The organism is Jiangella asiatica (assembly GCF_004349065.1).
Classification (GTDB): domain Bacteria; phylum Actinomycetota; class Actinomycetes; order Jiangellales; family Jiangellaceae; genus Jiangella; species Jiangella asiatica.
The window spans coordinates 1-23360 of the sequence record NZ_SMKZ01000030.1 but is presented as its reverse complement, the minus strand read 5'-3'; the positions used below and the strand labels follow the sequence as shown (position 1 = coordinate 23360).

Sequence of the window (23360 nt, the reverse complement as noted above, 5' to 3'; positions counted from 1 at the left end):
AGGAGTCCGACGATGAGGACGGTGCTGGTCACCGGAGCGGGACGCAACATCGGCCTGGCCGTGGCCCGGCAGCTGGCAGCGGCCGGGCACCGGGTGGCGCTGAACGCCCGGTCGGCGCAGGCCGTCGAGGCGGCGACCGAGGCGATCGTCGCCGACGGCGGCAGCGCGGTCGCCGTGCCCGGTGACGTCGCCGACGGGGCGGCGGTGCGCGCCGCCGTCGACCGGGCCGGGTCCGCGTTCGGCGAGGTCGACGTGCTCGTGCACTGCGCTGGCATCCGGGTGCATCGCGACTTCCTCGACCTGTCCGACGACGAGTGGAGCACGCCGCTGCGGGTCGGCCTGGACGGCGCGTTCCACTGCGCCCAGGCCGTGCTCCCGGCCATGGTGCGCGCCGGCTGGGGGCGCCTGGTGTTCGTCGCCGGTGTGTCCGGCCAGACCGGCGCCGCACACCGGGCCAGCGTCGTCACCGCGAAGGCCGGCCTCATCGGGCTCACCCGGGCGCTGGCGCTGGAGTTCGCCGCGACCGGAGTGACGGTCAACGCGATCTCCCCGGGCATGATCGACACCGAACGGGGTCCGTGGACCAGCCAGGGCGACCAGGCGACGACGGCCGCGCACTACGCCGGTCGCGTCGGGCGCATCCCGCTGGGACGCATGGGCCGCCTGGACGAAGTCACCGCGGCGGTCGAGTACCTGGTGTCCGAGCAGGCGGGGTTCGTCACCGGCCAGACGCTCAACGTCAACGGCGGCATGTACCTGGCCTGAGCGCTGCCCTCTCAGCTCTTCTCTATCGTCCGGCGTTCGAGCGCGTAGTGGGCGTCCAGGCCCATCACGTCCTCGATCTCCTGCCGGATCCGCACCATCTCCGCGGGCTCGTCGCTGGTGCGGCCGGTGCGCCGCCAGTGCCGCAGCGCCTCCTGGACCGCGCGGTACTGCGTCAGCGTGGCCAGGTGCGGGTTGCGGACCACCGAGTACCCCATCTCGGCCAGCTCCGCGGTGCTCGGGCGCGGCCGGCCCAGCCGGTTGCCTTCGCTGACGCCGTAGACGGTGGGCGCCGGCACGTCGCGTGGAACCCGGCGTGCCTCGTCGAGATCGTTCGGCCAGGCGTAGATCAGGTCCGCGCCCGCCTCGACGTAGCGGTGCGCCCGCCGGATGGCCTCGTCGTAGCCGTCGGTGGCCATCGCGTCGGTGCGGGCGACGATCACGAAGTCCGCGTCACGACGGGCCTCGACCGCGGCCTCGATCCGCTCCACCATCTCCTGGACCGGGACGATGTGCTCGATGCCCCGGTGGTAGTGCACGCGCTTGGGATACACCTGGTCCTCCAGGTGAATCCCGGCGATGCCGGCGCTCTCGAACTCGCGGACCGTGCGCTGGGCGTGGACCGGCGAGCCGAACCCGGCGCCGGCGTCCACCACCACCGGCACCCGGGCCGCCAGCACGATGCGTCGTGCGTGCTCCACGCATTCGGTCAGGGTGAGCAGCGGCTCGGCGGTCATCAGGTTCGCACCGAGCGCGTAGCCGCCCACGCCGACCATCGGGAAGCCGGCCTCCCTGGCGATCACGGCGGTCAGCGGGTTGTAGACGATCGGGCACGGGACCGTGCCAGCAGCGATCAGCTCGCGCAGCTGCCGGGTGTGGTTCATGGAGCCCTCCAGGTGTGCCGGCCGCGGCGGTATCTCCGGACGATTGTTAACTGTACACTGCTGACATTCGACGAACGGAGGCACTGTGGCCCTGAGCACGTCGCAGGTGATGGCGGAGTACATCAAGCGGGCCGGGGTCCCTTTCGTGTTCGGTTATCCAGGGACGTCGAACATCGAGTTCATGGAGGGTGCGCGGGTTCGGGGCATCGACACCGTGCTGGCCCGCCGCGAGGCGACGGCGGCCTTCATGGCCGAGGGCCTGGCCATGGCCACCGGACTGCCCGGGGTGTGCATCTCCACGCTCGGACCCGGCTCGTCGGCCCTGGTCAACGGGGTCGCCGCGGCGAACCTCGACCGGGTGCCGATGATCGCCATCAGCGGCCAGATCGGGTCGGCCCGGGAGCCGTACTTCACCCACCAGGTGCTCGACCACAACCAGCTGTTCGCGCCGATCACCAAGTGGGCCGGCCGGGTGGAGGCGGCGTCGGTCGGCACCGTCATGCGCAAGGCGCTGCGGCTGGCGACGGCCGAGCGACCCGGTGCCGTCCACCTCACCACCCATGCCGACACCGCGGGTCGCGAGGCCGACGACGACGTCGTACTCCCTCCGCTGCACGCCGGCGTGGCCGCGCCCGAGGTCCGGGCGAGTGAACCCGGGCTCGACCCGATCGCGGTCCTGCGCGACGCGCGCCGGCCGGTCGTGCTGGCCGGGGTGGCCGCCCTGCGCGCCGGCGCCGGTACCGCGCTCGTCCAGCTCGCCGGGGGAGCCGGGATCCCGCTGGTCGTCTCGCCGATGGCCAAGGGCGTCGTGCCCGAGGACGGCGAGTGGTTCGCCGGCGTCCTGGACATGGCGTGCAACCAGGTGGTCTGGGACCTGCTCGGCCAGGCCGACGTGATCCTCGCCGTCGGGTTCGACCCGGTCGAGCTGATCAAGCCGTGGCAGGTGCCGGCCCGAGTGATCCACGTGGACGCCGTGCCCAACACCGACCAGGTGTACCGGGCCGACATCGAGATCGTGGGCGCGATCGGGCCAGCCGTCCAGTGGTTCGCCGAGGAGTGCGCCGGCGTCGGGTACTGGCGGCACGACGAGGTCGCGGCCCACCGCGACCGCCTACGCGACGCCTACTACACCGGCCGGGTCGCGGGCCGGCTCAACCCGACCGACGTCGTTGACGTGGTGCGCGCCAGCGTGCCTCGCGAGACGATCGTCACCACCGACGTCGGATCGCACAAGCTGCTGGTCGGCCAGGGCTGGACCACGTACGAGCCGCGCACCAGCCTGATGAGCAACGGCCTGTCCTCGATGGGCTTCGCACTGCCCGGCGCGATCGGCGCGAAGCTGGCCGCGCCCGAGCGTCCCGTGGTGTGCACCGTCGGCGACGGCGGGTTCGCCATGGTGCAGGGCGAGCTGCGGCTCGCGGCGGCCCTGCGGCTCGGCATGGTGGTGGTCGTCTTCGTCGACGGCAGCCTCAACCGGATCGAGCTGAAACAGCTGCGACTGGGCTATCCCAGCACCGCCACGCGCATCGAGCGGACCGACCTGGTCCGGCTGGCCGAGTCGATGGACTGCTACGGCGTCCGGGCCACCAGCCGGGCCGAGCTGGAGAACGCGCTGGCCGCCAGCCCGATCGCCGGTCTCGACCGGCCGCTGCTCATCGAGGCGGCCGTCGACCCGGCCCAGTACGAGTCCCAGTTCTGAGATGACCGGCCTCCAGACGACCGCCCCACCGCTGCTGCGAGCCGCCCAGTGGGCGATCCACCAACGAGTGACCGGACTGGACGCGGAGACCGCACACGACCTCACCCGGGCCACGGTCGACTGGTTCGCCGCGACCGTGGCCGGCCACGACGCCGAGCCGGTGCGGATCCTGCGGACGGCGCTGAGCGAGGACTGGTCGGCGGGGCGATCCGCGCTCGTGCCGTCCGGCGAGCGCGTTCCGGTCCGGACGGCCGCCCTGCTCAACGCGTCCGCCGCCCATGCCGCGGAGCTCGACGACATCTACCGTGAGGGCCTGTTCCATCCGGGCGCCTCGACCGTGGCCGCCGCGCTCGCCGTCGGACAGGCACGCGCGCGCAGCGGGACCGACATGCTCACCGCGATCGGCACCGGCATCGAGATCGCCACCCGGGTCGCCGCTGCCCTGCAGCCGGCGCACTACCGGCACTGGCACACCACGGGGACGGTCGGGCCGATCGGCGCGGCCGCGGCGGCCGCCTTGCTGTCCGGCGGCGACGCCGACGCACTCGCTCACGCCATGGCCACGGCGACGACTCTGGGCAGCGGGCTGCAGCGGGCGATGCACCAGGGCTCGATGAACAAGCCCCTACACGCCGGGCACGCCGCCGAGGCCGGCGTCCTCGCCGGGCAGGCGGCCGTGCGGGGCCTGCGCGGCGCGCTCGACGTGCTCGACGGGCTCGGCGCCGCGACCGCGGACGGGCCGGACTGGTCGGGCACGTTCGACGACCTCGACACGGTGCGCAACGCCGCGGCGCTCTCGGTGAAGGCACATGCCTGCTGCGGCCACATCTTCGCGCCGATCGACGCCGCCGTGGCGCTGCGCGACGAGCACGGCATCGACCCGGCGTCGGTCGAGCACGTCGAAGTCGCCACGTACGGGGCCGCGCTCCGGGTGGCCGGCAACCCCCGGCCACGGACCCGCCACGAGGCACAGTTCAGCATCGCCTTCTGCGTCGCCACCGCGCTAACGTACGGCGAGGTCCCGCTGGCGGCCTTCACACCGCAGCGGCTCGGGTCGGTTCCGCTGCGCGACCTGGCCGCCCGCGTGGAGCTGGCCGTCGACCCGGGCTCGGAGGCGGACTTCCCGGGCCGCCGCGGTGCCCGGGTGCGGGTGCGGCTGCGCGACGGCCGCGTCGTCGAGCACCGTGCGCCGACCCGCCGCGGCGACCCGGACGCCCCGCTGAGCGACGACGACCTGCGGGAGAAGTTCGACACCTACGTCGAGCCGGTCCTCGGCGCGGCCCGGGCGAGCGAGCTGGCCCGGCGGTTGTGGTCGCTCGCCGAGACCGACGACGTCACCGGCCTGGTGGACCTGCGGGAGGTGCGGTCATGAACAGTGCGGTGGTCGGCCTGATCGGCGCCGGGGAGGCCGGGCGGGCCTTCGGCGGCGGCCTGGTCGCCGAGGCAGGCGTCGGGGTCCTGGCCTACGACGCCGCGTTCGACGCGGACGTCGACGCGGCGGCGGGCGGCCGCGCCCGCGATGCGGCACGAGCCGCCGGCCTGGAGCCGGTCACCGGCCCGGCCGAGATCGCTCGCGGGACCGACGTGGTGTTCTCGTTCGTAACCGCCGCCTCCGCCGAGGCGGTGGCGCGCTCGCTGGCACCGCACCTGACCTCCCGCCACGTCGTCGCCGACGCCAACTCCGCCTCGCCCGCCCTGATGGAGCGCATCGCCGGCATCGTGGAAGCCACCGGCGCGGCATTCGCCGACGTCGCGGTGATGGCCGCGGTTCCGCCGCACCGGCACCGGGTGCCGCTGCTGGCCAGCGGGGCCGGCGCGGACCCGCTGATGTCGTGGGGCGCCGGCCTCGGCCTGGACATCGCCCGCATCGACGGCCCCGCGGGCGCGGCGAGCAGCGTCAAGATGCTGCGCAGCCTGCTCGTCAAGGGCGTGGAGGCGCTGGTCCTGCAGACCGGGCTGGCCGCGGCCAAGTACGGCGTCCTGGACCGGGTCCTCGACTCCATGGGTGACCTGCCCTTCCACGACTGGCGGGTGCTGGCGGACTACCTGATCGGCCGCACCGCCGTGCACGGCGAGCGGCGCGGACACGAGCTGCTGGAGGTCGCGGCCACACTGCGCGCCCTCGACGTCGACGCCGGCCTCGCCGAGGCGGGGGCGCGCGCCCTGCTCGCCGCCGGACGCGAGGAGCGGCTGCGCGCCGCCGCGACTACCGATCCGGCGCCGGACCGGCACACGATGCTCGCCGCGCTGACCGCACCACGAAGCCCTCACGACCTGACGAAGGAGTGACAGATGTCGGTGATGTTCGAATGACCGGTCCGGCGACCCGGCTGGGCCTCCTGCACGGCGACGGCATCGGCCCGGAGATCGTGCCGGCCACGGTCCTCGTCGTGGAGGCCGCGGTGGCCGCCGCCGGCTGCGCCCCGATCGAGTGGATCGAGCTGCCGACCGGGTGGCGAGGACTCGAGGAGGCGGACTCCACGCTGCCCGAACACACCCACCGGACCCTGGCCGAGCTGCCCGGCTGGATCACCGGGCCGCACGACAGCTCGGCCTACCCGCAGCCGTGGCGCGGCCGGCTGAGCCCGCACGGCGCGCTGCGGCAGCGCTTCGAGCTGTACGCCAACCTCCGCCCCGTCCGGGTGCTGCCCGGGGTGAAGCCGGTGGTCGAGGGCATCGACGTGGCGTTCGCCCGGGAGAACACCGAGGGGTTCTACTCCGACCGGGCGGTGGTCGCCGGCACCGGCGAGGTGATGCCCACGGCCGACGTGGCGCTGAACATCGGTGTCTTCACCCGGCGGCGGGCGACGCAGATCGCCCACGCCGCGTGCCGGCTGGCCAGGCAGCGCCGCGGGCGGGTCACCGTCGTGCACAAGGCGCACGTCCTCGCCCTGACGATGGGCCTGTACCTCGACGTCGCCCGCGAGGTCGCTGCCACCTACCCGGACGTGGTGCTCGACGAGGTGCACGTGGACGCCGCCACCGTCCATCTCGTGCGTGACCCGGGACGGTTCGACGTGCTGCTCACCGAGAACATGCACGGCGACATCCTGTCCGACCTGGCCGGCGAACTCGCCGGAGCGCTCGGGATGTCGCCGTCGCTCAACGCCGGGGACGACAAGGCGATGGCACAGGCCGCGCACGGCTCGGCACCCGACATCGCCGGCCGCGGCGTCGCGAACCCCATCGGCCTGATGCTCTCCGCGGAACTGCTGCTGCGCTGGCTCGACGACAACGGCCACGGCGAGGGCCTGGCCGCGGCGGCCGACCTCCTGCGTGGCGGCGTCGAGGAGCGGCTCGCCGCCGGCCGGGGCACCCCCGACCTGCGTGGACCGGACACGACCGCAGGGTTCGCCGAGGCCGTCGCGGCGCGGATCACCTCATGGTCGGACTCCGGCGCAGCGCCGGGACCGCCCACCACGTCACCATCGCCAGCACCACGAGCACCCCGAGGTTGACCACCAGACTGCCGCCGCCGACGGCCAACGCGATCACCCAGTCGCGCCGCCGGCGCAGGCTGGCCAGCAGCCGGACGTGCCACAGCGCCGCCGTCACCAGCAGTGCCACCAGCACCGGGATCGGGAAGGCGCCCGCCCGCCGGGCGAAGTCGGCGCCGAGCACCACGCCGACGACCAGCAGGCCGGCACCGGCGATCGCCGGAGTGGATCCGATCCGTCCGCCGAACCGGTGGTGCGCGGACACCCCGCCGGAGCCGTGACACATCGGCATCCCGGCCGCCAGCCCGGACAGGAGGTTGCCGGCGCCGACGGTCAGCGCGAGCCGGCCGGTGCGGACCCGGCCGGCGCGCGGCCCGAAGTAGTGCCGCGCCGCGTCCGCGGTGGCGATGCAGGAGCTGGTCACGGTGAGCGGCGCCTGCGGGACGACCAGGAGCACCGCGGCCAACCCGAACGACTCCAGCGTGAGCTCGGGCAGATCCACCGCGGCCGGGCCCCACGTGGTCCCGTCCGGGGTGGACACGGCGACCACGACGACGGCCGCGGCCATCGCCAGCGCCAGGCCGGCGCGCGGCCAGCGGACGAACACCGCCACCAGCACGGCGGCGCCCACCGCCGTCACCAGCGGCGACGGCGGTGCGGTGAAGGCCGCGGCGGGATGGGCGACCAGCCCGTACGCGACCTTGGCCAGCGCCAGGCCGACGGCGAGCTGGACGCCGCGCACCACCGCCAGCGGCACGAGCGGCGCCAGCCGGTCCAGCAGCCCGGTCAGGCCGAGCAGCACGAACAGCGCGCCGATGGTCAGCGCACCCGCCGCGATGACGGGAGCCGGCAGCTCGGACGCGATCGCCAGCGCCGTCATCGCCTTCATCGGCTGGACGGGAACCGGCACCCGGTAGACGAACGCCACGAGGAGGTACAGCAGGCCGGCGCAGACCAGCACGGCGGTCGCGGACAGGCCGTTCACCACGACGAGCATCACGGCGATGGGGAGGAAGATGCCCAGGTCAGCGGTTGCCGCGACGGCGGACTGCCACCATGCGGGCCGGTCGGCTCCCGCGAGGGCCTCCGCCATCGCGACCTCCGTTCTCCGCGTCAGACGAGAACAGTAGACCAGGCTATTGTTGACAGTCTACCGATCACCTCGTACGGTCTCGGTACCACACGATCTACGGACCGAGGGGAGCTTTGATGACGTCGCCACCGGCCCAGGGACGCGAGCTCCTCTACGTCGCCAACATGCACGGAGGCGACCTGACCGTCATCGACCTGACCGACTTCACCGTCGTCGACACCGTCGCCATGGAACGCGTCCAGGTCGACGGCCAGCCCATGGCGATGCAGGTCGACTCGCTGTGGCCGGCGCCGGACGGCGCGACGATGTACGCCAGCCGGTACCCCGCGCCCCTCGGCAAGGAGCGCGGCGACACCCGCCTGCCCGGCGACCTGGCGGCGTTCCGCACCGGCACCCACGAGCTGCTCTGGACGCTGCCCCTCAGCGGCCAGCCGAACCACATCAGCGCCTCGCCCGACGGGGGCCGCGTCTACGTGCCGATTCGCGATCGCAGCTACGTCGAGGTGGTCGACGTGGGCAAGCAGGCCTCCATCGCACGGGTGCCGTGCGGCTGGGGTCCGCACGGCACCGAGATCTCCTCCGACGGCTCGCGGCTCTACGTCGGCACCATTTGGGGCCACACGCTGTCGGTCATCGACACCGAGCGCCTGGAGTGCGTGCAGCGCGTCCACCTGGGCGAGTCGGTCCGGCCGTTCGTCGTCACGCGCGACCGGCGCACGGCCTACGTCCAGCTCTCCCGCCTGCACGGGTTCAGCGTCGTCGACCTGGCGCGGGGCGCGACGTCTGCGACGGTCCACCTGCCTCGGCTGCCCGCCGGCGTCGAGGTGCCGCACAAGGTCGGCTACACCGTCAACCACGGCATGCGGATGCTCTCGGACGAAAGCACGCTCTACGCGGCCGCCAGCATCGCCGACTACATCGCCGTCTACTCGCTGCCGGAGCTTCGGCTGAGGTCCCAGATCGCCACCGGCAGGGAGCCGGCCTTCGTCAAGGTCAGCCTCGACGAGCGGTTCCTGTGCGTCCCGAACCGGAAGGACGGCACGGTCTCGATCTTCAGCATCGAGGACGAGACGGAGGCGGCACGGGTGAGCGCGGGCGACTACCCGAACCGGATGGCCTCGATCCTGGCCCGCGAGCCCGTATGAACGAGAGGGGACGCATGACGAACGACGACCGCGTGATCGTGGTGGGTGCGGGCAACGCCGCCATGGTCGCCGCGCTGGCCGTGCACGACACGGGCGCGCCGGTGACCATGCTGGAGGCGGCCCCGCGGGCGGAGCGAGGCGGCAACAGCAGGTTCGCCGGTGCCACGTTCCGCTTCGTCCACGAGGGCATGGCGGCGCTCGAACCGCTGCTCGACGCGTCGTCCCACGAGTTGGTCCCGGTGTCGAGGGTGGAGGCCTACAGCCGGGCCGACTACCTCCGCGACCTCATGGACACCTCCAGTGGCCGGATGGTGCCCGAGCTCGCCGACGTGCTCCTCGACGAGAGCTACCCGACGATGACGTGGATGCGCGACAAGGGCGTGAAGTGGGAGCTGGCCACGCGCAAGTTCGTCGACAAGGACCAGCTGAGCGAGGCCCAGCCGTACACGCTGCCGCCGGGCGGGGCGGTCCGCGCCGTTCACGAGGGCATCGGCCTGACCGACGACCTGTTCGCGGCCGTCGAGGCGGCCGGCATCGACATCTGGTACGACTCCCCCGCGCACGAGCTGGTCACCGAGGGGTCCACCGTGCTCGGGGTCCGCGTCCGGCGCAGCGACGAGTTCGTGACGCTGCACGGCACGGTGATCCTGGCCTGCGGCGGGTTCGAGGCCAACCCGGAGATGCGGCTGCGCTACCTCGGACCCGGCTGGGACCTGGTCAAGGTGCGCGGCTCGCGCTTCAACAAGGGCACCATGCTCGACCAGGCGCTGCGTGCCGGCGCCCAGGCGATCGGGCACTGGGGCGGCTGCCACGCCACCCCCGTCGCCGCCGACGCACCAGCGGAGGGCGACCTCGCCATCACCGACCAGACCGGCCGGCACTCCTACCCGTACGGCCTGCTGGTCAACGCCCTCGGCCAGCGCTTCGTCGACGAGGGCGAGCAGTACTACATGAAGACCTACGCCAAGACCGGTGCCGCGATCCGGGCGCAGCCGCGGGCCTGGGCCGCGCAAGTGTTCGACCAGAAGACGCTGCGCTACCTCCAACCCCGCTACCGGACCCAGGAGCCGGTGACCGGCGACACGATCGACGAGCTCGCCGCCGCGCTCGGCGTCGCCCCAGCGGCACTGCGCGCAACCGTCGAGGCGTACAACGAGGCTGCTCCCGACGACGCCGCCGCCTTCGACCCCACGATCGAGGACGGCCTGGCCACCTCGGGCGTCGTGCCGCCGAAGAGCAACTGGGCGCTGCGCCTGGACTCGCCGCCGTTCGTCGCCTACCCGGTGACCGCCGGCATCACGTTCACCTACGGCGGGCTGCGCGTCGACCCCGAGGCCAGGGTCCTGGACAACGAGGGCCGCCCGATGCCCGGACTCCTCGCCACCGGCGAGATCACCGGCGGGTTCTTCTACGACAACTACCCGGCCGGCGCCGGCCTGATGCGCGGTGCGGTCTTCGGCCGCCGGGCAGCGGCATCGGCCGTGGCGGCACTGGGAGGCCGGTCGTGACCCTCACCGGCCAGCTCGTCGAGCACGTGCGGGCACTCGACTACGACCGCATACCGCAGGCGGCCCGCGAGGTGGCCCGGCACGTGTTCCTCGACGGCGTCGGCGTCACCCTGGCCGGCGCCACCGAGCCCCTGGGGGTCGGGCGGCTCGTGACCGACTACGTCCGCGAGCTGGCCGGGGCTCCCCAGGCCACGGTGATCGGCGGCGGCTTCCGCACGTCGATCACCGACGCCGCCTTCGCCAACGGCACCCTGGCGCACGCGCTGGACTACGACAACACGTGGTACCCGATGAACCACCCGACCTCGCCGACGCTGCCGGCCATCCTGGCCATCGCCGAGCACTACGGGCACTCCGGGCGGGACTGCCTGACCGCCCTGGTTGCGGCGTTCGAAGTGCAGTCGCGGCTGCGGATGGCCAGCACCGGCCTGCACACCGGGCGCGGCTACCACAAGCCGGGGACGACCGGCCTGATGGGCGCGGTTGCCGCCGGGGTCAAGCTGTTCGGGCTCGACGCGACGCAGGCCGCGATGGCGTTCGGGATCGCGGGCTCGCGGGTGGGCAGCCTGAGCCTGAACACCGGGACGATGACCAAGTCCAGCCACTCCGGCCACGCCGCGCGGATGGGCCTGGAGTCCGCGCTGCTGGCCGGCCGCGGCTGGACCGCGACACAGGACGTCTTCGGCCCGCAGGGCTACTTCGACACGCTGCTGCGCGACGAGCAGGAGCCGCACCTCCTGGTCGAGGGCTTCGCCGACCCGCTGCGGATGGTCGACCCCGGCGTCGGGTTCAAGAAGCACCCGTCCAACTACTTCACCCACCGCCCGATCGACGCCGCCCTGGCCATCCGCGGGCGCCCGGAGTTCGACGCGAGCGCGGTCGAGTCCGTCGTGGTCACCTTCCCCGAACTGCACTACGTCGACCGGCCGCGGCCGGAGACCGGCCTGGACGGCAAGTTCTCCGTCCAGTACACGACCGCCGTCGCACTGCTCGACGGGCGCGTCACCATCGACTCGTTCACCAACGAGCGCCGCTTCGCCGCCGACGTCGAGGCGTTTCTCCCCAAGGTGACGATCCGGTTCGACCCGAGCATCCCCACGGAGTTCCTCGACCTGCACGTCGTGGTGACGGTCGAGCAGGCCGGGGGCGTCGAGCTGACGGAACGGGTCGACCAGCTGACGGGCATGCCCGGGGTCCCGCTGACCAGCGCACAGCTGATGGAGAAGTTCACCGCCTGCGCGGGCCGCGTGCTGGCGGCCGACGCCGTCGGCGAGCTGGCCGGCCTGCTGGAACGGATCGACGAGCTTCCCGGCGTCAGCGGGGTGATGGACCTCGCCCGGGGCGACGGCGCGGCGCAGGGTGCCGCACCCGCCGGACGGAAGGCGGGCCGATGACCGCACACGGCGCCACTGGTTGGTGGGACGTGCTGGGCCGGCTGACAGTGATCGATCTCGCGCACGAGCTGCATCGCGGCATGCCCGTCTCGCCCAACCATCCCGCTTTCGACCTGGCGCTGCAGCGACGTCACGGCGACATCGTGCGGGCCGACGGCGGCTCGTCGGCGAACGAGCTCATCGTCACCGGTGGCCACGTCGGCACCCACGTCGACGCCCCGGCCCACATCTCGCAGGACGGCCTGCTGCACGACGGCACGCCCGCAGCCGACGTCCAGACCAACCGCGGCTTCACCCGGCTGGGCATCGACGAGTTCGCGCCGATGGTCGGGCGCGGCGTCCTCCTCGACGTCGCGGCCACCCACGGCCTCGACGTCCTGCCGCCCGGCTACGAGGTCACCGCCGCGGACCTCGAGGCCGCGGAGGCGGCAGCCGGTGTCGAGGTACGGCCGGGCGACGCCGCCCTGATCCGCACCGGGTGGTCCGCGCTGTGGCCGGAACGGGAGTTCGTCGGCGCCGAGGACGGCGCTCCCGGGCCGGGACCGGACGCCGCGCGCTGGCTGGCCGAGCGGCGGGTGCGCGTTGCCGGCGGCGAGACGATCGCCTTCGAGACGGTCCGGCCCGGCACCGGGCACTCCGTGCTGCCCGTGCACCGAGTGCTGCTGGTCGAGCACGGCATCAACATCGTCGAGGTCATGGACCTGCGCCCGATCGCCGCCGCCGGCGTGCACGAGTTCGGGTTCGTGCTGGCGCCGCTGAAGATCCGCGGTGCGACCGGCTCGCCGGTGCGGCCCCTGGCGCTCGTGCCGGGCCGCGCCGCGCCCGAAGGTGACGTGGACCGATGACGGCGGAGGTCACCGGCCCGCTGGCCGGGCTGCGCGTGCTCGACGTCTCGACCATCCTGGCCGGCCCACTGGCGTGCCAGATCCTCGGTGACTACGGCGCCGAAGTGATCAAGATCGAGCACCCGCGGTTCGGCGACGGGCTGCGTCACCACGGGCACGCCAAGGACGGCGTGCCGCTGTGGTGGAAGGTGATCTCCCGCAACAAGCGCACCGTCGGGCTGTACCTCGGCGACCCCGACGGCGCGGAGATCTTCCGCGCCCTGGCCGCCACCGCCGACGTCGTCGTCGAGAACTTCCGTCCCGGGAAGCTGGAGAGCTGGGGGCTGGGCTACGACCGGCTCAGCGCCGCCAACCCCGGGCTGGTCCTCGCGCGGGTCACCGGCTTCGGGCAGCGCGGGCCGTACCGCGACCGCCCCGGCTTCGGCACCCTCGCCGAGTCCATGAGCGGGTTCGCGGAGATCACCGGCCAACCAGACGGGCCGCCCACGCTGCCCCCGTTCGGGCTGGCCGACGGGATCGCCGGCATGGCGGTCGCCGCGGCCGTCACGATGGCCCTGTACCACCGCGACGCACACGGTGGCCGTGGCCAAGTGATCGACCAGAGCATCCTCGACCCGATCGTCACCGTGCTGGGCCCGCAGCCCACCTGGTACGACCAGCTCGGCATCGTGCAGCGGCGCACCGGGAACCGGTCGGGCAACAACGCTCCTCGCAACACCTACCGGACCAAGGACGGCCGCTGGGTCGCCATCTCGACCAGCGCGACCGTCATCGCCGAGCGGGTCATGCGCCTGGTGGGCCACCCCGAGGTCATCGACGAACCGTGGTTCCGCAGCGGGCGGACACGGGCCGAGCACGCCGACCTCCTCGACGGCTACGTCGGCGACTGGCTGGCCGAGCGGACCAGGGACGAGGCCGTCGACGCGTTCGAGCGCGCCGAGGCCGCCATCGCGCCGGTCTACGACGTCGCCGAGCTCATGGCCGACCCGCACGTCCAGGCCGTGGACATGGTCACCTCGGTGCCCGACGACGACCTGGGCACGGTCCGCATGCAGAACGTCCTGTTCGGCCTGTCCGAGACCCCGGGCTCGATCCGCTGGACCGGCCGCCGGCTCGGCGCGGACACCGACGACGTGCTCGGCGGAGAGCTCGGCGTCCCGGCCGACCGCCTCGCCGCGCTCCGGGAGCGTGGTGTCGTTGCCTGAGCCCGCCCACCGCAGCTACCTGTTCGCACCGGGGTCGAACACGCGCATTCTCGGCAAGGTCCTCGACGCCGGCGCCGACGCCGTCGTCCTCGACCTCGAGGACGCGGTGGCCGCCACCGACAAGGCGTCCGCCCGATCCGCCGTCGCCGACCTGGTCCGCGACCGCGCCCGCGGTGCGCCGTGCGCCGTCCACGTGCGGATCGACCGCGACGCCGCGGGCCACTCGACCACCGACGTCGACGCCGTCGTCCACCCCGGCCTGGCTGCCCTGCGGCTGCCGAAGTGCACCGGCCCGGACGCCGTGCGGGCGGTCGACCACCAGGTCACTGCGCTGGAGCGCGAACGAGGCATCCCGGCCGGCACGATCCGGCTCTACCCCACGATCGAGTCCGCGGCAGGCGTCCTCGCCGCGGGCGCGATCTCGCGGTCCAGCCCTCGGGTGGCCGCACTCGTGTTCGGTTCGGTCGACTTCGCCGCCGACCTGGGGCTGCCCGACCTCGCCGACGACGACGCCACCCTGCTGGCCCGCTCCACGCTTGCGCTGCAGAGCCGGGCGGCCGGGATCGGGCGCCCGGTGGACGGCGCGTTCACCGACCTCGCCGACGAGCAGGGCCTGCGGCGGGCGGCCACGCGAGCGCGCCGGCTGGGGTTCGCCGGCAAGTCGGCGGTCCACCCCACACAGCTGCCGGTGCTGCACGAGATCTTCACGCCGTCGCCGGCCGAGATCGCCCGGGCGCGGGCGATCGTCGCGGGCCTGGACGACGACACCGCGACGGCCGTCGTCGGGGGCGCCTTCGTCGACGCGGCCGTCGTCGCGCAGGCGCGACGGATCCTCGCCACGGCCAGAGAGCCTTCGGAAGGGGCGAATCGGTGACCGAACATCCGGACCTCACTCCGGTACAGCGGCTGGCCGCCTTCGCGGTCCGGTGCCGGCGCGACGGCGTGCCCGACGACGTCGCGCGCAGCGTCCGCACCCGGGTCGCGGACACGCTCGGCGTCAGCGTCGCCGCACAGCGCCTGGCGACCAGCCGTGCCGCCGTCGAACACGTCCTCGACCAGGGCGGGACGGCGCAGGCCAGCGTCATCGGCCGCGCCCAGCGGGTACCGGCCGCGCAAGCCGCGTTCGCCAACGGCGTCCTCGCCCACTCCCTCGACTATGACGACACCCACCTGCCGTCGGTGCTGCATCCCAGCGCCGTCGTCGTCCCGGCCGCGCTGGCGGTGGCGCAGGCGCACGGATCGAGCGGCGCCGAGCTCACCGCCGCCGTCGCGGCCGGGCTGGAGATCTGCGTCCGCCTCGGGATGGCCGGGTACGACCGCGAGACCCGCAACTCGGTGTTCTTCGAGTACGGCCAGCACGCGACGTCCATCTGCGGGACGGTGGGCGCCGCGGCCGCGGCGGCCGTCCTGCTCGGCGGCGACGACGACACCGTGGCGCACGCGATGGCCGTCTCCGCGAGCTTCGCCTCGGGGGTCATCGAGGGCAACCGCACCGGCGGCACGGTGAAGCGCACACACTGCGGCTGGGCGGCACACGGCGGCGTGACCGCCGCACAGCTCGCGGCGCGTGGCTTCACCGGCCCGCCGACCATCCTGGAGGGGCGGTTCGGGTTCTTCCAGGCGTTCCTGAAGGGCCGGTTCGACCCCGCTCCACTCGTGGACGGGCTTGGCCAGCAGTGGGAGGTCCCGGGCATCTTCATCAAGCCCTACCCGGCCAACCACTTCACCCACGCGGGCATCGACGCGGCCATCACGCTGCGCGAGGGCGGGCTGCGCCCGGACGACGTGGAGTCCGCCGTCCTGGGCACCGCCGCGCACAGCGCACGCACCATCGGTCAGCCGATCGAGCTCAAGCGCCGCCCGGTCACGGGCTACCAGGGCCAGTTCAGCGGGCCCTACACCGTCGCCGCGGCGCTGTTCGGCGGCGGCGGCCTGGGGCTGGGGCTCGACGACTTCACCGACGAGCTGGTCGCCGACCCCGCACGGCGTGCCCTGATGGAACGCATCGACGTGGTCGCCGACCCCGAGTGCGACGCGATCTTCCCCGACCAGTTCCCGGCCGTGCTGCGGGTACGCACCCGCGGCGGCCGGGAGCTCGAGGAGCGGGTGCTGACGACGCGCGGCGGGCCGGCCCGCCCGCTCAGCGACGACGAAATCCGAAGCAAGCTGCGCGACAACGTCACCGGCCTCGTGGACCCGGCCGCCGCCGCCACCCTCGCCGACGTCGTGACCCGTCCCGACGGGCTGGACTCGTTGGCCACGGTGATGGAGGCCACGGTCAGCACGGTGCCGATCCCCTGACCGCCTCACACCCACTGGAGGTCACGTGCCCGTCATCGAACCGGGCGAGCTCGACGAGTGCCTGCGCGAGATCTACCTGGCGGTCGGTGTGCCTCCTGAGGAGGCCCGAATCGTCGCCGCCCACCAACTCGAGGCTTCCCTCACCGGCCACGACTCGCACGGAGCGGTGCGGACACCGACCTACGTCCGGCTGATCGAGCAGGGCCGCATCGTGCCGGGGGCGACTCCCGAGGTGCTGCGGGAGCATCCGGCGTCACTGCTGGTCGACGGGCACTGGGGCCTCGGCTTCGTGGTCACCGAACGCGCCATGGAGCAGGCGCTGGAGAAGGCCCGGACGGTGGGCGTGGCCGCGCTCTCCGTCCGCCGGCAGGGCCATGTCGGCCGCCTCGGCCATTACACCGGCCGGGCCGCGGAGGCGGGCATGGCCGCCATGATGATGGCCGACTCCGGCCGCGGACCGAAGGGCGTCGTCCCATTCGGAGGCTCCGACGCTCGGCTCGGCACCAACCCCATCTCCATCGCGCTGCCCGCCGACGTCCCTGGGAACGTCGTCGTCGACATGGCCACCAGCGCGGTGGCCGGCGGGAAGGTCAGGTTCGCGCACGGCGCGGGGCGGCAGGTGCCGGCCGGCTGGCTGGTCGACCGCAACGGCGAACCGACCACCGATCCGGGCGCCTACCTCGACGGCGGCGCGCTGATGCCGCTGGGCGGCGACCAAGGGCACAAAGGCTACGGGCTGTCGTTCGCCGTCGAGTCGTTGGCCGCGGTGCTCTCCGGGATCGGTTACGGCGCCGACCCGGCCGGTTTCCCCAACGACGGCATCCTGATGGTGTTGGTCAACATCGCGATGTTCCGCTCGCTGCCGGAGTTCCGGCAGGAGATGGCCGAGTTCGCCGGCTACGTCAAGGCGTCGCCACCCGCACCGGGCTTCGACGAGGTGCTGTACCCAGGCGAGATCGAGCAGCGACGCCGGCGGGAACGGCTGGCCGCCGGCATCGAGGTCCCGGAGAAGATCTGGCAGCAGCTGCAGGCCATGCGCCGGCGCGGGTGAGGAGGCCGACCATGCCCTCGTGCCGGCTGTACCCCACCGCCGACCCGGCGCTGCGCCCCGCCCTGGTGGAGCGCGGCCGGGCGCTGCCGACATCCGTCCTCTCCGACCAGTTGGAACGCTTCGGCGCCGTGCGAGGCTTGTTGCCGCTCCTCGGACGGGCGCCGGATACTCGGCTGGCCGGGCCGGCGCTCACCGTCCGCACCCGGCCCGGGGACAACCTGGCCGTCCACCTGGCGATCGACCTGGCCGAGCCCGGCGACGTGCTGGTGGTCGACGCGGGAGCCTTCGTCGATCGGGCGGTCATGGGCGAGATCGTGTACCGCCACGCCGTGGCCCGCGGTATCGCCGGTGTCGTCGTCGACGGCGCCGTACGCGACGGCGCGGACATCGCCCGCGGTCCGGTCCCGGTCTTCTGTCGCGGCGTCACCCACCTCGGTCCGTCCCGGCACGGTCCCGGCGAGGTCCGCGGTCCGGTCGCCGTCGGCGGCGCCGTGGTGCAGGCCGGCGACCTCGTCGTGGGTGACGCCGACGGCCTCGTGGTCGTGCCACGTGAGCGCGCCGACGAGGTGGTCGGCGCCGGCGAGGCGGCGTTCGCCGGCGAAGCGGACCAGCTGGCGGCCGCCGACCGGGGCGCGCTCGACCGCTCCTGGCTCGGCGCCGTCGAGGTGGTCGAGGTCGATCGAGCACGCGGCTGAGAAGGGGGCGCAGTGAACGGGGAACGCGTCGACGTGGTGGTCGTCGGCTCAGGAAACGCCGGGATGACGGCAGCACACGCCGCGGCCGAGCGGGGCCGGTCCGTCGTCGTCCTGGAGCGGGCGCCCTGGGGTGAGCACGGCGGCAACAGCTACTACACCGCCGGCGCGACCCGGGTCGCCCACGGTGGCCTCGACGACCTGCTCCCGCTCATCGACGCCGACGACCGGCTCCCGCTCACTGTCGTCCCGGCCTACCCGGCCGAGGAGTACCTCGCCGACCTCGAGCGGCTGACCGACGGTCGCGGCGACCCCGAGCTGGCCGAGGTGCTGGTGGCCGAGAGCCTGGACACGGTGCGCTGGCAGCACCGGCTGGGCCTGCGGTTCCGGCTGATGTACGAGCGCCAGGCCTACCCGCTGCCCGACGGCGGCTACCGGTTCTGGGGCGGCCTGCACATCGGCAACACCGGCGGCGGCGTCGGCATGATCGCCGACCACCTGCGCACGGCCGGCGGGCTCGGCGTCCGGGTGCGCTGTGGTCACCACGTCACCGGCCTGCTCGGCGATGCTCGTGGGGTGACCGGTGTCTCGGTCCTGGTCGACGGCGAGCCGACGCGGATCGAGGCCGAGTCGGTGATCGTGGCCGCCGGCAGCTTCGAGGCCGACCCCGAGCTGCGGGCCAGGCACCTGGGCGCGGGCTGGCGGCACGCCGTCGTGCGCGGTACCCCGCACAACCGCGGCGACCTGATCGAGCAGGCCGTCGCCCTCGGTGCGCTACGGGGCGGGGACTGGGCCAGTGCGCACGCCGTCCAGTGGGACGCCGGCGCACAGCACAACTCCGGGAACCGCGAGCTGACCAACCGGTTCACCCGGCAGAGCTACCCACTCGGCATCATCGTCGACGCCGCCGGCGAGCGGTTCGCCGACGAGGGCGAGGACTTCCGCAACTACACCTACGCCAAGCTCGGCCGCGAGATCCTCACCCGGCCCGGTGGCGTCGCCTTCCAGCTGTTCGACGCCACGACCCGGCCGATGCTGCGCACGGAGGAGTACGAGATGCCCGGTGTCTCGCACATCGAGGCCGACACCCTGCCAGAGCTCGCCCGTCGGGCGGGCATCGACGCGGACCGCCTGGTCGCGACGGTGACCGCGTTCAACGACTCCATCGACGAGGAGGTGCCCTTCGATCCCACCGTCCTGGACGGCCGGCGCGCGTCGACGACGCCGCCGAAGAGCAACTGGGCCGTGGCCCTGCGTACGCCGCCGTTCCACGCCTACCCGGTCGCGTGCGGCATCACCTTCGCCTTCGGCGGCCTCGCCGCGACGACCCGAGGACAAGTGCGCCGCGAGGGCGGCGGCATCGTCCCCGGCCTCTTCGCCGTCGGCGAGGCCCTGGGCGGCCTGTTCAGCGGCAACTATCCCGGCGGCACCGGCCTGGCCGCCGGCAGCGTCTTCGGCCGGCGCGCCGGCTCCATCGCGTGACCGCGCCGCTCAGCGCTCCCGCAGCGGCTCGCCCACGTCGTGCATGTGCCGAAGCGCCAGCCGGTACGACTCGATCAGCCCGGTCTCGTGGTACGCGACGCCGAGCTCGGCGCAGTACCGCTCCACGATCGGCTTGGCCTTGCGCAAGTTGGGCGTTGGCATGCTCGGGAACAGGTGGTGCTCGATCTGGTAGTTGAGCCCGCCGAGGGCGACGTCCATCAGCGGCCCGCCCTTGACGTTGCGTGAGGTCAGCACCTGCTTGCGCAGGTAGTCCAGCTCGTCCTCGCGGGTCAGGGTCGGCATCCCCTTGTGGTTGGGCGCGAAGGTGCAGCCCAGGTAGACGCCGAAGACGGCCTGGTTGACCAGCAGGAACACGATCGCCTTGCCCGGCGGCAACACCACGAACAGCGCGCTGAGGAACGCCGCGAAGTGCACCAGCAGGAGGGCCAGCTCCAGGTGGCGCCGCTTCGTCTTCGGGTCGAGCGTGGCCCGGACGCTGGCCACGTGCAGGTTGAAGCCCTCGAAGGTCAGCAGCGGGAAGAACAGGAACGCCTGCCGGGCCGCGACGAACCGCGTCAGCCCCGAGGCCTTGCCGGCCTGCCGCCTCGACCACACCAGGAGCTCGGGCGAGACGTCCGGGTCGAGCTCCTCGTGGTTCGGGTTGGCGTGATGCCTGGTGTGCTTGTCCTGCCACCAGCCATAGGCCATGCCGATCGCGAGGTTGCCGGCGATGCGCCCGGCGATCTCGCTCGGCCGTCGTTTGCGGAACACCTGCCGGTGCGCGAGGTCGTGCGCCACCAGCGCCACCTGGGCGAAGACCACGGCGAGCCCGACGGCGACCACGACCTGCCACCACGAGTCACCGACGGCGGCGAAGGCGCCCCACCCGGCCGCGTAGGCCGCGACAACCAACCCGATCCGCACGACGTAGTAGCCGGGCCGCCGCTCCAGCAGCCCAGTTTCGGCGATCCGCCGGGACAGGCCGGCGAAGTCGCTGCCGGAGCGGGGTGGGGTGCCCGCGGTTCCAGTGTTGATCGACATACCGTCGAGTCTGGTTTTCCGGCGCGGCGGGCGATATCCCGCCATCACCCCGATCGTTGAGGGGGACAGCCCCACCCTGTCGGCCGGAGACAGCCGCTCACCTGCGCTGGAGCAGCTCGACGCGGTTGCCGAGGGGGTCGTGGACGTACGCGCGGCGAAAGCCCGTGCAGCGCGGCGATCAACGGCCGGGCTTGCGGGCGACAGCGAAGACTCGCCGGTAGGGCAGCACGGTGCCGTGCCGGCCGGGCGAATAGGCGGTGCGCAGCAGCTCGCGGTAGTCAGCGAGGAACAGTTCGCGCCCGCCGGCGGCGTCGAGCGCGGCGAAGATCGGGCGCAGCGCCGTTCCGCTCATCCACTCCAGCACCGCGTCCTCGCCCTGGAGCAGCTGGTGGTACGTCGTCTCCCACACCTGGGCCTCCAGGCCGAGGTCCAGCAGCGCGTCCAGGTACGCCGCCGGCTCGTGCACGCCCGGCCGGTGCAGGTGGTGCAGCAGGTCGCGCCACCGGTCGGTCCCGGTCAGCTCCCGCAGCAGCACGTGCGCCGGCTCGCCGAAGTTGCCGGGCACCTGGAACGCCAGCCAGCCGCCGTCGGCCACGTGCCCGGCCAGCCGCGGCAGCAGCTCCAGGTGGCCGGGGACCCACTGCAGCGTGGCGTTGCTGAGCAGGACGTCGACCGGACGGGCAGGCTCCCAGTCGCGCAGGTCAGCCTGGACGAACTCGACCCGGTCGGCCGCCTGCGTGGCCGCGATCATCTCCGCCGACGAGTCGACGCCGACGACGTGCGCGTCCGGCCAGCGCAGGGCCAGGCCGACGGTGAGGTTGCCAGGCCCGCAGCCCAGGTCGGCGACCTCACGTACGTCGGTCGCGTCGACCTGGGCGACGAGGTCGCGGAACGGCCGGGCACGCTGATCGGCGAAGGCGAGATAGCGATCCGGATCCCACATCCGCGAGCACCTCCATAAATCTTGACGTCAAGATAACATCATCCCAGCAGACTTGTTATCTCGGCGTCAAGAAGCTTGGGCCAGGCCGTAGAGTCGTCCCATGGCGCAGGACGAGGTCGATCGGCTGACCGAGGCATGGCGGCACGAGCGGCCCGACCTCGACGTCAGCCCCATGGAGGTGCTCTCACGCGTCAGCAGGCTGGCCCGGCATCTCGACCGCGCCCGGCGTACGGCCTTCGCCGAGCACGGCCTGGAATCCTGGGAGTTCGACGTCCTCGCCGCGCTGCGCCGGGCCGGCGAGCCGTACGAGCTCTCCCCCGGAACTCTGCTCGGCCAGACGCTGGTCACCAGCGGCACCATGACCGCCCGGGTCGACAAGCTCACCGCCCGCGGACTGGTGAGCCGCCGCCGCGACGAGGACGACCGGCGCGCCGTCCGGGTCCGCCTCACCGAGCTCGGCAAACAGTCTGTCGACGCGGCACTGGAGGGCCTGCTCGCCGGCGAGCGCGAGCTGCTGGCAGGGCTGGCCACCGCCGAGCGGGCCCAGCTCGCTGACCTGCTGCGCACCCTCGTCCTCCCCTTCGACGACGCACCGACATGACCGATTCTCACCGGTACTGGCTAGTCTGACCTCGACCATGGGCGGCAGCGCGCGATCTCGACGCGGCCACCGGGCCTGGCTGGTGCCGGTGGCCGGCCTCGTCGTGCTCGGGTGGGGTGTGTCCGCACCCACCGCAGCGGCGTCCGGCACGTCGCCGGCACCCGAGCCGACACCCGCGTCGTCGCCGTCGCCGACGGTGCTGGGGCCGCCGGAGGGCGCGCCGGTCGACGAGGTCGTAGGCGGGACGGAGCTGGGCGCCACCGGAGTGCCGCTGGTCGCGACGTCCGCGCCGCCGCTGCCGACAGTGGACGCGCAGGCGTGGCTGGTCGCCGACGTCGAGTCCGGCGACGTGCTCGCGGCGTTCAGCCCGCACGAGCGCCGGCCGCCGGCCAGCACCATCAAGCTGCTCACCGCGCTCGCCGTCGGCGACTCCCTGGAGCCCGACGAGACCTACGTCGCCACCGAGGCCGACGCCGCCGTCGAGGGCAGCCGGGTCGGGCTGGTCAGCGCGCAGACATACACCGTCGAAAATCTGTTGCACGGGCTGATGCTGGCCTCCGGCAACGACGCCGCGCACGCCATCGCCGAGGCTGCCGGCGGCCAGGACTATACCGTCGACCTGATGAACGACGAGGCCACCCGGCTCGGCGCGTTCGACACCACGGCCGTCACACCGCACGGACTCGACAGCCCCGGCCAGCTGTCGTCGGCCTACGACCTCGCCCTCATCGGACGCCAGGCACTGGCCGACGAGACCCTCTCCCGGCTGGCCGCCACCACCGACTACGACTTCCCCGGCACCGAAGGCGCCACGTTCCAGATCCAGAACCAGAACCAGCTGCTCGGCTCCTACGACGGCGCGATCGGGCTGAAGACCGGCTTCACCACGCAGGCCGGGCACACCTTCGTCGGCGCCGTCGAACGCGACGGACGCACGCTGATCGCCACCATCCTGGGCGCTGAGGTACGGGCCGAGGACGCCGCCGCGTCCCTGTTCGACTGGGCGCTCACCGCGCCGGACCCCGAACCCGTCGGGCATCTCGTCGCCCCGGACGAGGTCGCCACCCTGATCGAGACCGGCGAAGGCGACGTCCTGGGCCGCAACCCCCTCGACGACTACGAGGACGTCCTGAGCAGCCCGGGCGGCAGTTCCGAAGGCGTACCAACGGTGGTGTGGCTCAGCCTCGGCGCGGCCGTGGTCGCCGGCGGCATCGGCTTCGCCCTGCGCCGCCGCCCCAAGAAACCCGGCCGCTACTCCACCCGCCGCTGACCAACCC

Annotated in this window: 21 protein-coding genes; 17 read left to right on the top strand and 4 right to left on the bottom strand. The window is 73.3% G+C overall.

Going from position 1 to position 23360, the window contains the following annotated elements:
• Window positions 1-12 precede the first annotated feature (12 nt).
• Window positions 13-765: an SDR family NAD(P)-dependent oxidoreductase gene (locus tag E1269_RS19615; protein ID WP_131897628.1), complete on the top strand. Its 753-nt coding sequence runs from the start codon at window positions 13-15 to the stop codon at window positions 763-765.
• Between the two features lie 11 nt (window positions 766-776).
• Here E1269_RS19615 and E1269_RS19610 read toward each other — a convergent pair whose 3' ends face one another.
• Window positions 777-1646, bottom strand: coding sequence for an isocitrate lyase/PEP mutase family protein (locus E1269_RS19610; RefSeq protein ID WP_162606519.1), 870 nt, complete (start codon window positions 1644-1646; stop codon window positions 777-779).
• Window positions 1647-1731: 85 nt separating this feature from the next.
• Between E1269_RS19610 and E1269_RS19605 the strand changes: the two genes are divergently transcribed.
• From E1269_RS19605 to E1269_RS19590, 4 genes are read left to right on the top strand one after another with little or no spacing between them, the layout of a single operon-like run.
• Complete coding sequence (locus E1269_RS19605; RefSeq protein WP_131897624.1) at window positions 1732-3345, top strand: thiamine pyrophosphate-binding protein; 1614 nt, start codon at window positions 1732-1734, stop codon at window positions 3343-3345.
• A gap of 1 nt (window position 3346) precedes the next feature.
• Entirely contained in the window at window positions 3347-4717 is a 1371-nt protein-coding gene (locus tag E1269_RS19600; protein WP_131897622.1) for an MmgE/PrpD family protein, read from the top strand.
• Window positions 4714-5634, top strand: a complete 921-nt coding sequence (locus E1269_RS19595) for an NAD(P)-dependent oxidoreductase (RefSeq protein WP_131897620.1) — start codon at window positions 4714-4716, stop codon at window positions 5632-5634. The genes E1269_RS19600 and E1269_RS19595 overlap by 4 nt, the downstream gene beginning before the upstream one ends.
• Before the next feature lie 20 nt (window positions 5635-5654).
• Complete coding sequence (locus E1269_RS19590; protein ID WP_131897618.1) at window positions 5655-6803, top strand: isocitrate/isopropylmalate dehydrogenase family protein; 1149 nt, start codon at window positions 5655-5657, stop codon at window positions 6801-6803.
• On the opposite strand, the gene E1269_RS19585 is transcribed toward E1269_RS19590, so the two are convergent.
• A complete protein-coding gene (locus E1269_RS19585) occupies window positions 6721-7875 on the bottom strand; it encodes a molybdate transporter family protein (protein WP_131897616.1) in 1155 nt (384 codons plus the stop codon). The two genes, E1269_RS19590 and E1269_RS19585, sit on opposite strands and share 83 nt — an antisense overlap.
• Before the next feature lie 116 nt (window positions 7876-7991).
• Between E1269_RS19585 and E1269_RS19580 the strand changes: the two genes are divergently transcribed.
• Genes E1269_RS19580 through tcuA (E1269_RS19535) form a run of 10 tightly spaced genes read left to right on the top strand, consistent with a single transcriptional unit; the run spans window position 7992 to window position 19498 of the window.
• Window positions 7992-9020: a YncE family protein gene (locus E1269_RS19580; protein WP_131897614.1), complete on the top strand. Its 1029-nt coding sequence runs from the start codon at window positions 7992-7994 to the stop codon at window positions 9018-9020.
• Window positions 9021-9034: 14 nt separating this feature from the next.
• Window positions 9035-10528 carry an FAD-dependent tricarballylate dehydrogenase TcuA gene (gene tcuA, locus E1269_RS19575; RefSeq protein WP_162606518.1) on the top strand — a complete coding sequence of 498 codons (1494 nt, stop codon included), beginning with the start codon at window positions 9035-9037 and terminating at the stop codon, window positions 10526-10528.
• Entirely contained in the window at window positions 10525-11922 is a 1398-nt protein-coding gene (locus E1269_RS19570) for an MmgE/PrpD family protein (RefSeq protein ID WP_162606517.1), read from the top strand. Before tcuA (E1269_RS19575) ends, E1269_RS19570 begins: the two co-directional genes overlap by 4 nt.
• Window positions 11919-12767, top strand: coding sequence for a cyclase family protein (locus tag E1269_RS19565; RefSeq protein WP_131897610.1), 849 nt, complete (start codon window positions 11919-11921; stop codon window positions 12765-12767). Before E1269_RS19570 ends, E1269_RS19565 begins: the two co-directional genes overlap by 4 nt.
• Window positions 12764-13972, top strand: a complete 1209-nt coding sequence (locus tag E1269_RS19560; RefSeq protein WP_131897608.1) for a CaiB/BaiF CoA transferase family protein — start codon at window positions 12764-12766, stop codon at window positions 13970-13972. The genes E1269_RS19565 and E1269_RS19560 overlap by 4 nt, the downstream gene beginning before the upstream one ends.
• Window positions 13965-14846, top strand: a complete 882-nt coding sequence (locus tag E1269_RS19555) for an HpcH/HpaI aldolase/citrate lyase family protein (RefSeq protein WP_162606516.1) — start codon at window positions 13965-13967, stop codon at window positions 14844-14846. Before E1269_RS19560 ends, E1269_RS19555 begins: the two co-directional genes overlap by 8 nt.
• Window positions 14843-16273: an MmgE/PrpD family protein gene (locus tag E1269_RS19550; RefSeq protein ID WP_203433906.1), complete on the top strand. Its 1431-nt coding sequence runs from the start codon at window positions 14843-14845 to the stop codon at window positions 16271-16273. The genes E1269_RS19555 and E1269_RS19550 overlap by 4 nt, the downstream gene beginning before the upstream one ends.
• A 25-nt stretch (window positions 16274-16298) precedes the next feature.
• Window positions 16299-17324, top strand: a complete 1026-nt coding sequence (locus tag E1269_RS19545) for an Ldh family oxidoreductase (protein WP_131897604.1) — start codon at window positions 16299-16301, stop codon at window positions 17322-17324.
• A gap of 11 nt (window positions 17325-17335) precedes the next feature.
• Window positions 17336-18019, top strand: a complete 684-nt coding sequence (locus tag E1269_RS19540) for an RraA family protein (RefSeq protein ID WP_131897602.1) — start codon at window positions 17336-17338, stop codon at window positions 18017-18019.
• A 12-nt stretch (window positions 18020-18031) separates the two neighbouring features.
• Window positions 18032-19498: an FAD-dependent tricarballylate dehydrogenase TcuA gene (gene tcuA, locus E1269_RS19535; RefSeq protein ID WP_131897600.1), complete on the top strand. Its 1467-nt coding sequence runs from the start codon at window positions 18032-18034 to the stop codon at window positions 19496-19498.
• 9 nt (window positions 19499-19507) lie between these two features.
• On the opposite strand, the gene E1269_RS19530 is transcribed toward tcuA (E1269_RS19535), so the two are convergent.
• On the bottom strand, window positions 19508-20539 hold the full coding sequence (locus tag E1269_RS19530; protein WP_131897598.1) for a fatty acid desaturase family protein: 1032 nt from the start codon (window positions 20537-20539) through the stop codon (window positions 19508-19510).
• 178 nt (window positions 20540-20717) lie between these two features.
• Window positions 20718-21482, bottom strand: a complete 765-nt coding sequence (locus E1269_RS19525) for a trans-aconitate 2-methyltransferase (RefSeq protein WP_131897596.1) — start codon at window positions 21480-21482, stop codon at window positions 20718-20720.
• Window positions 21483-21582: 100 nt separating this feature from the next.
• Between E1269_RS19525 and E1269_RS19520 the strand changes: the two genes are divergently transcribed.
• Both E1269_RS19520 and E1269_RS19515 read left to right on the top strand, forming a co-directional pair.
• On the top strand, window positions 21583-22083 hold the full coding sequence (locus E1269_RS19520) for a MarR family winged helix-turn-helix transcriptional regulator (protein ID WP_131897594.1): 501 nt from the start codon (window positions 21583-21585) through the stop codon (window positions 22081-22083).
• Between the two features lie 37 nt (window positions 22084-22120).
• Window positions 22121-23353, top strand: coding sequence for a D-alanyl-D-alanine carboxypeptidase family protein (locus E1269_RS19515; protein WP_131897592.1), 1233 nt, complete (start codon window positions 22121-22123; stop codon window positions 23351-23353).
• The last annotated feature ends 7 nt before the right edge of the window (window positions 23354-23360 follow it).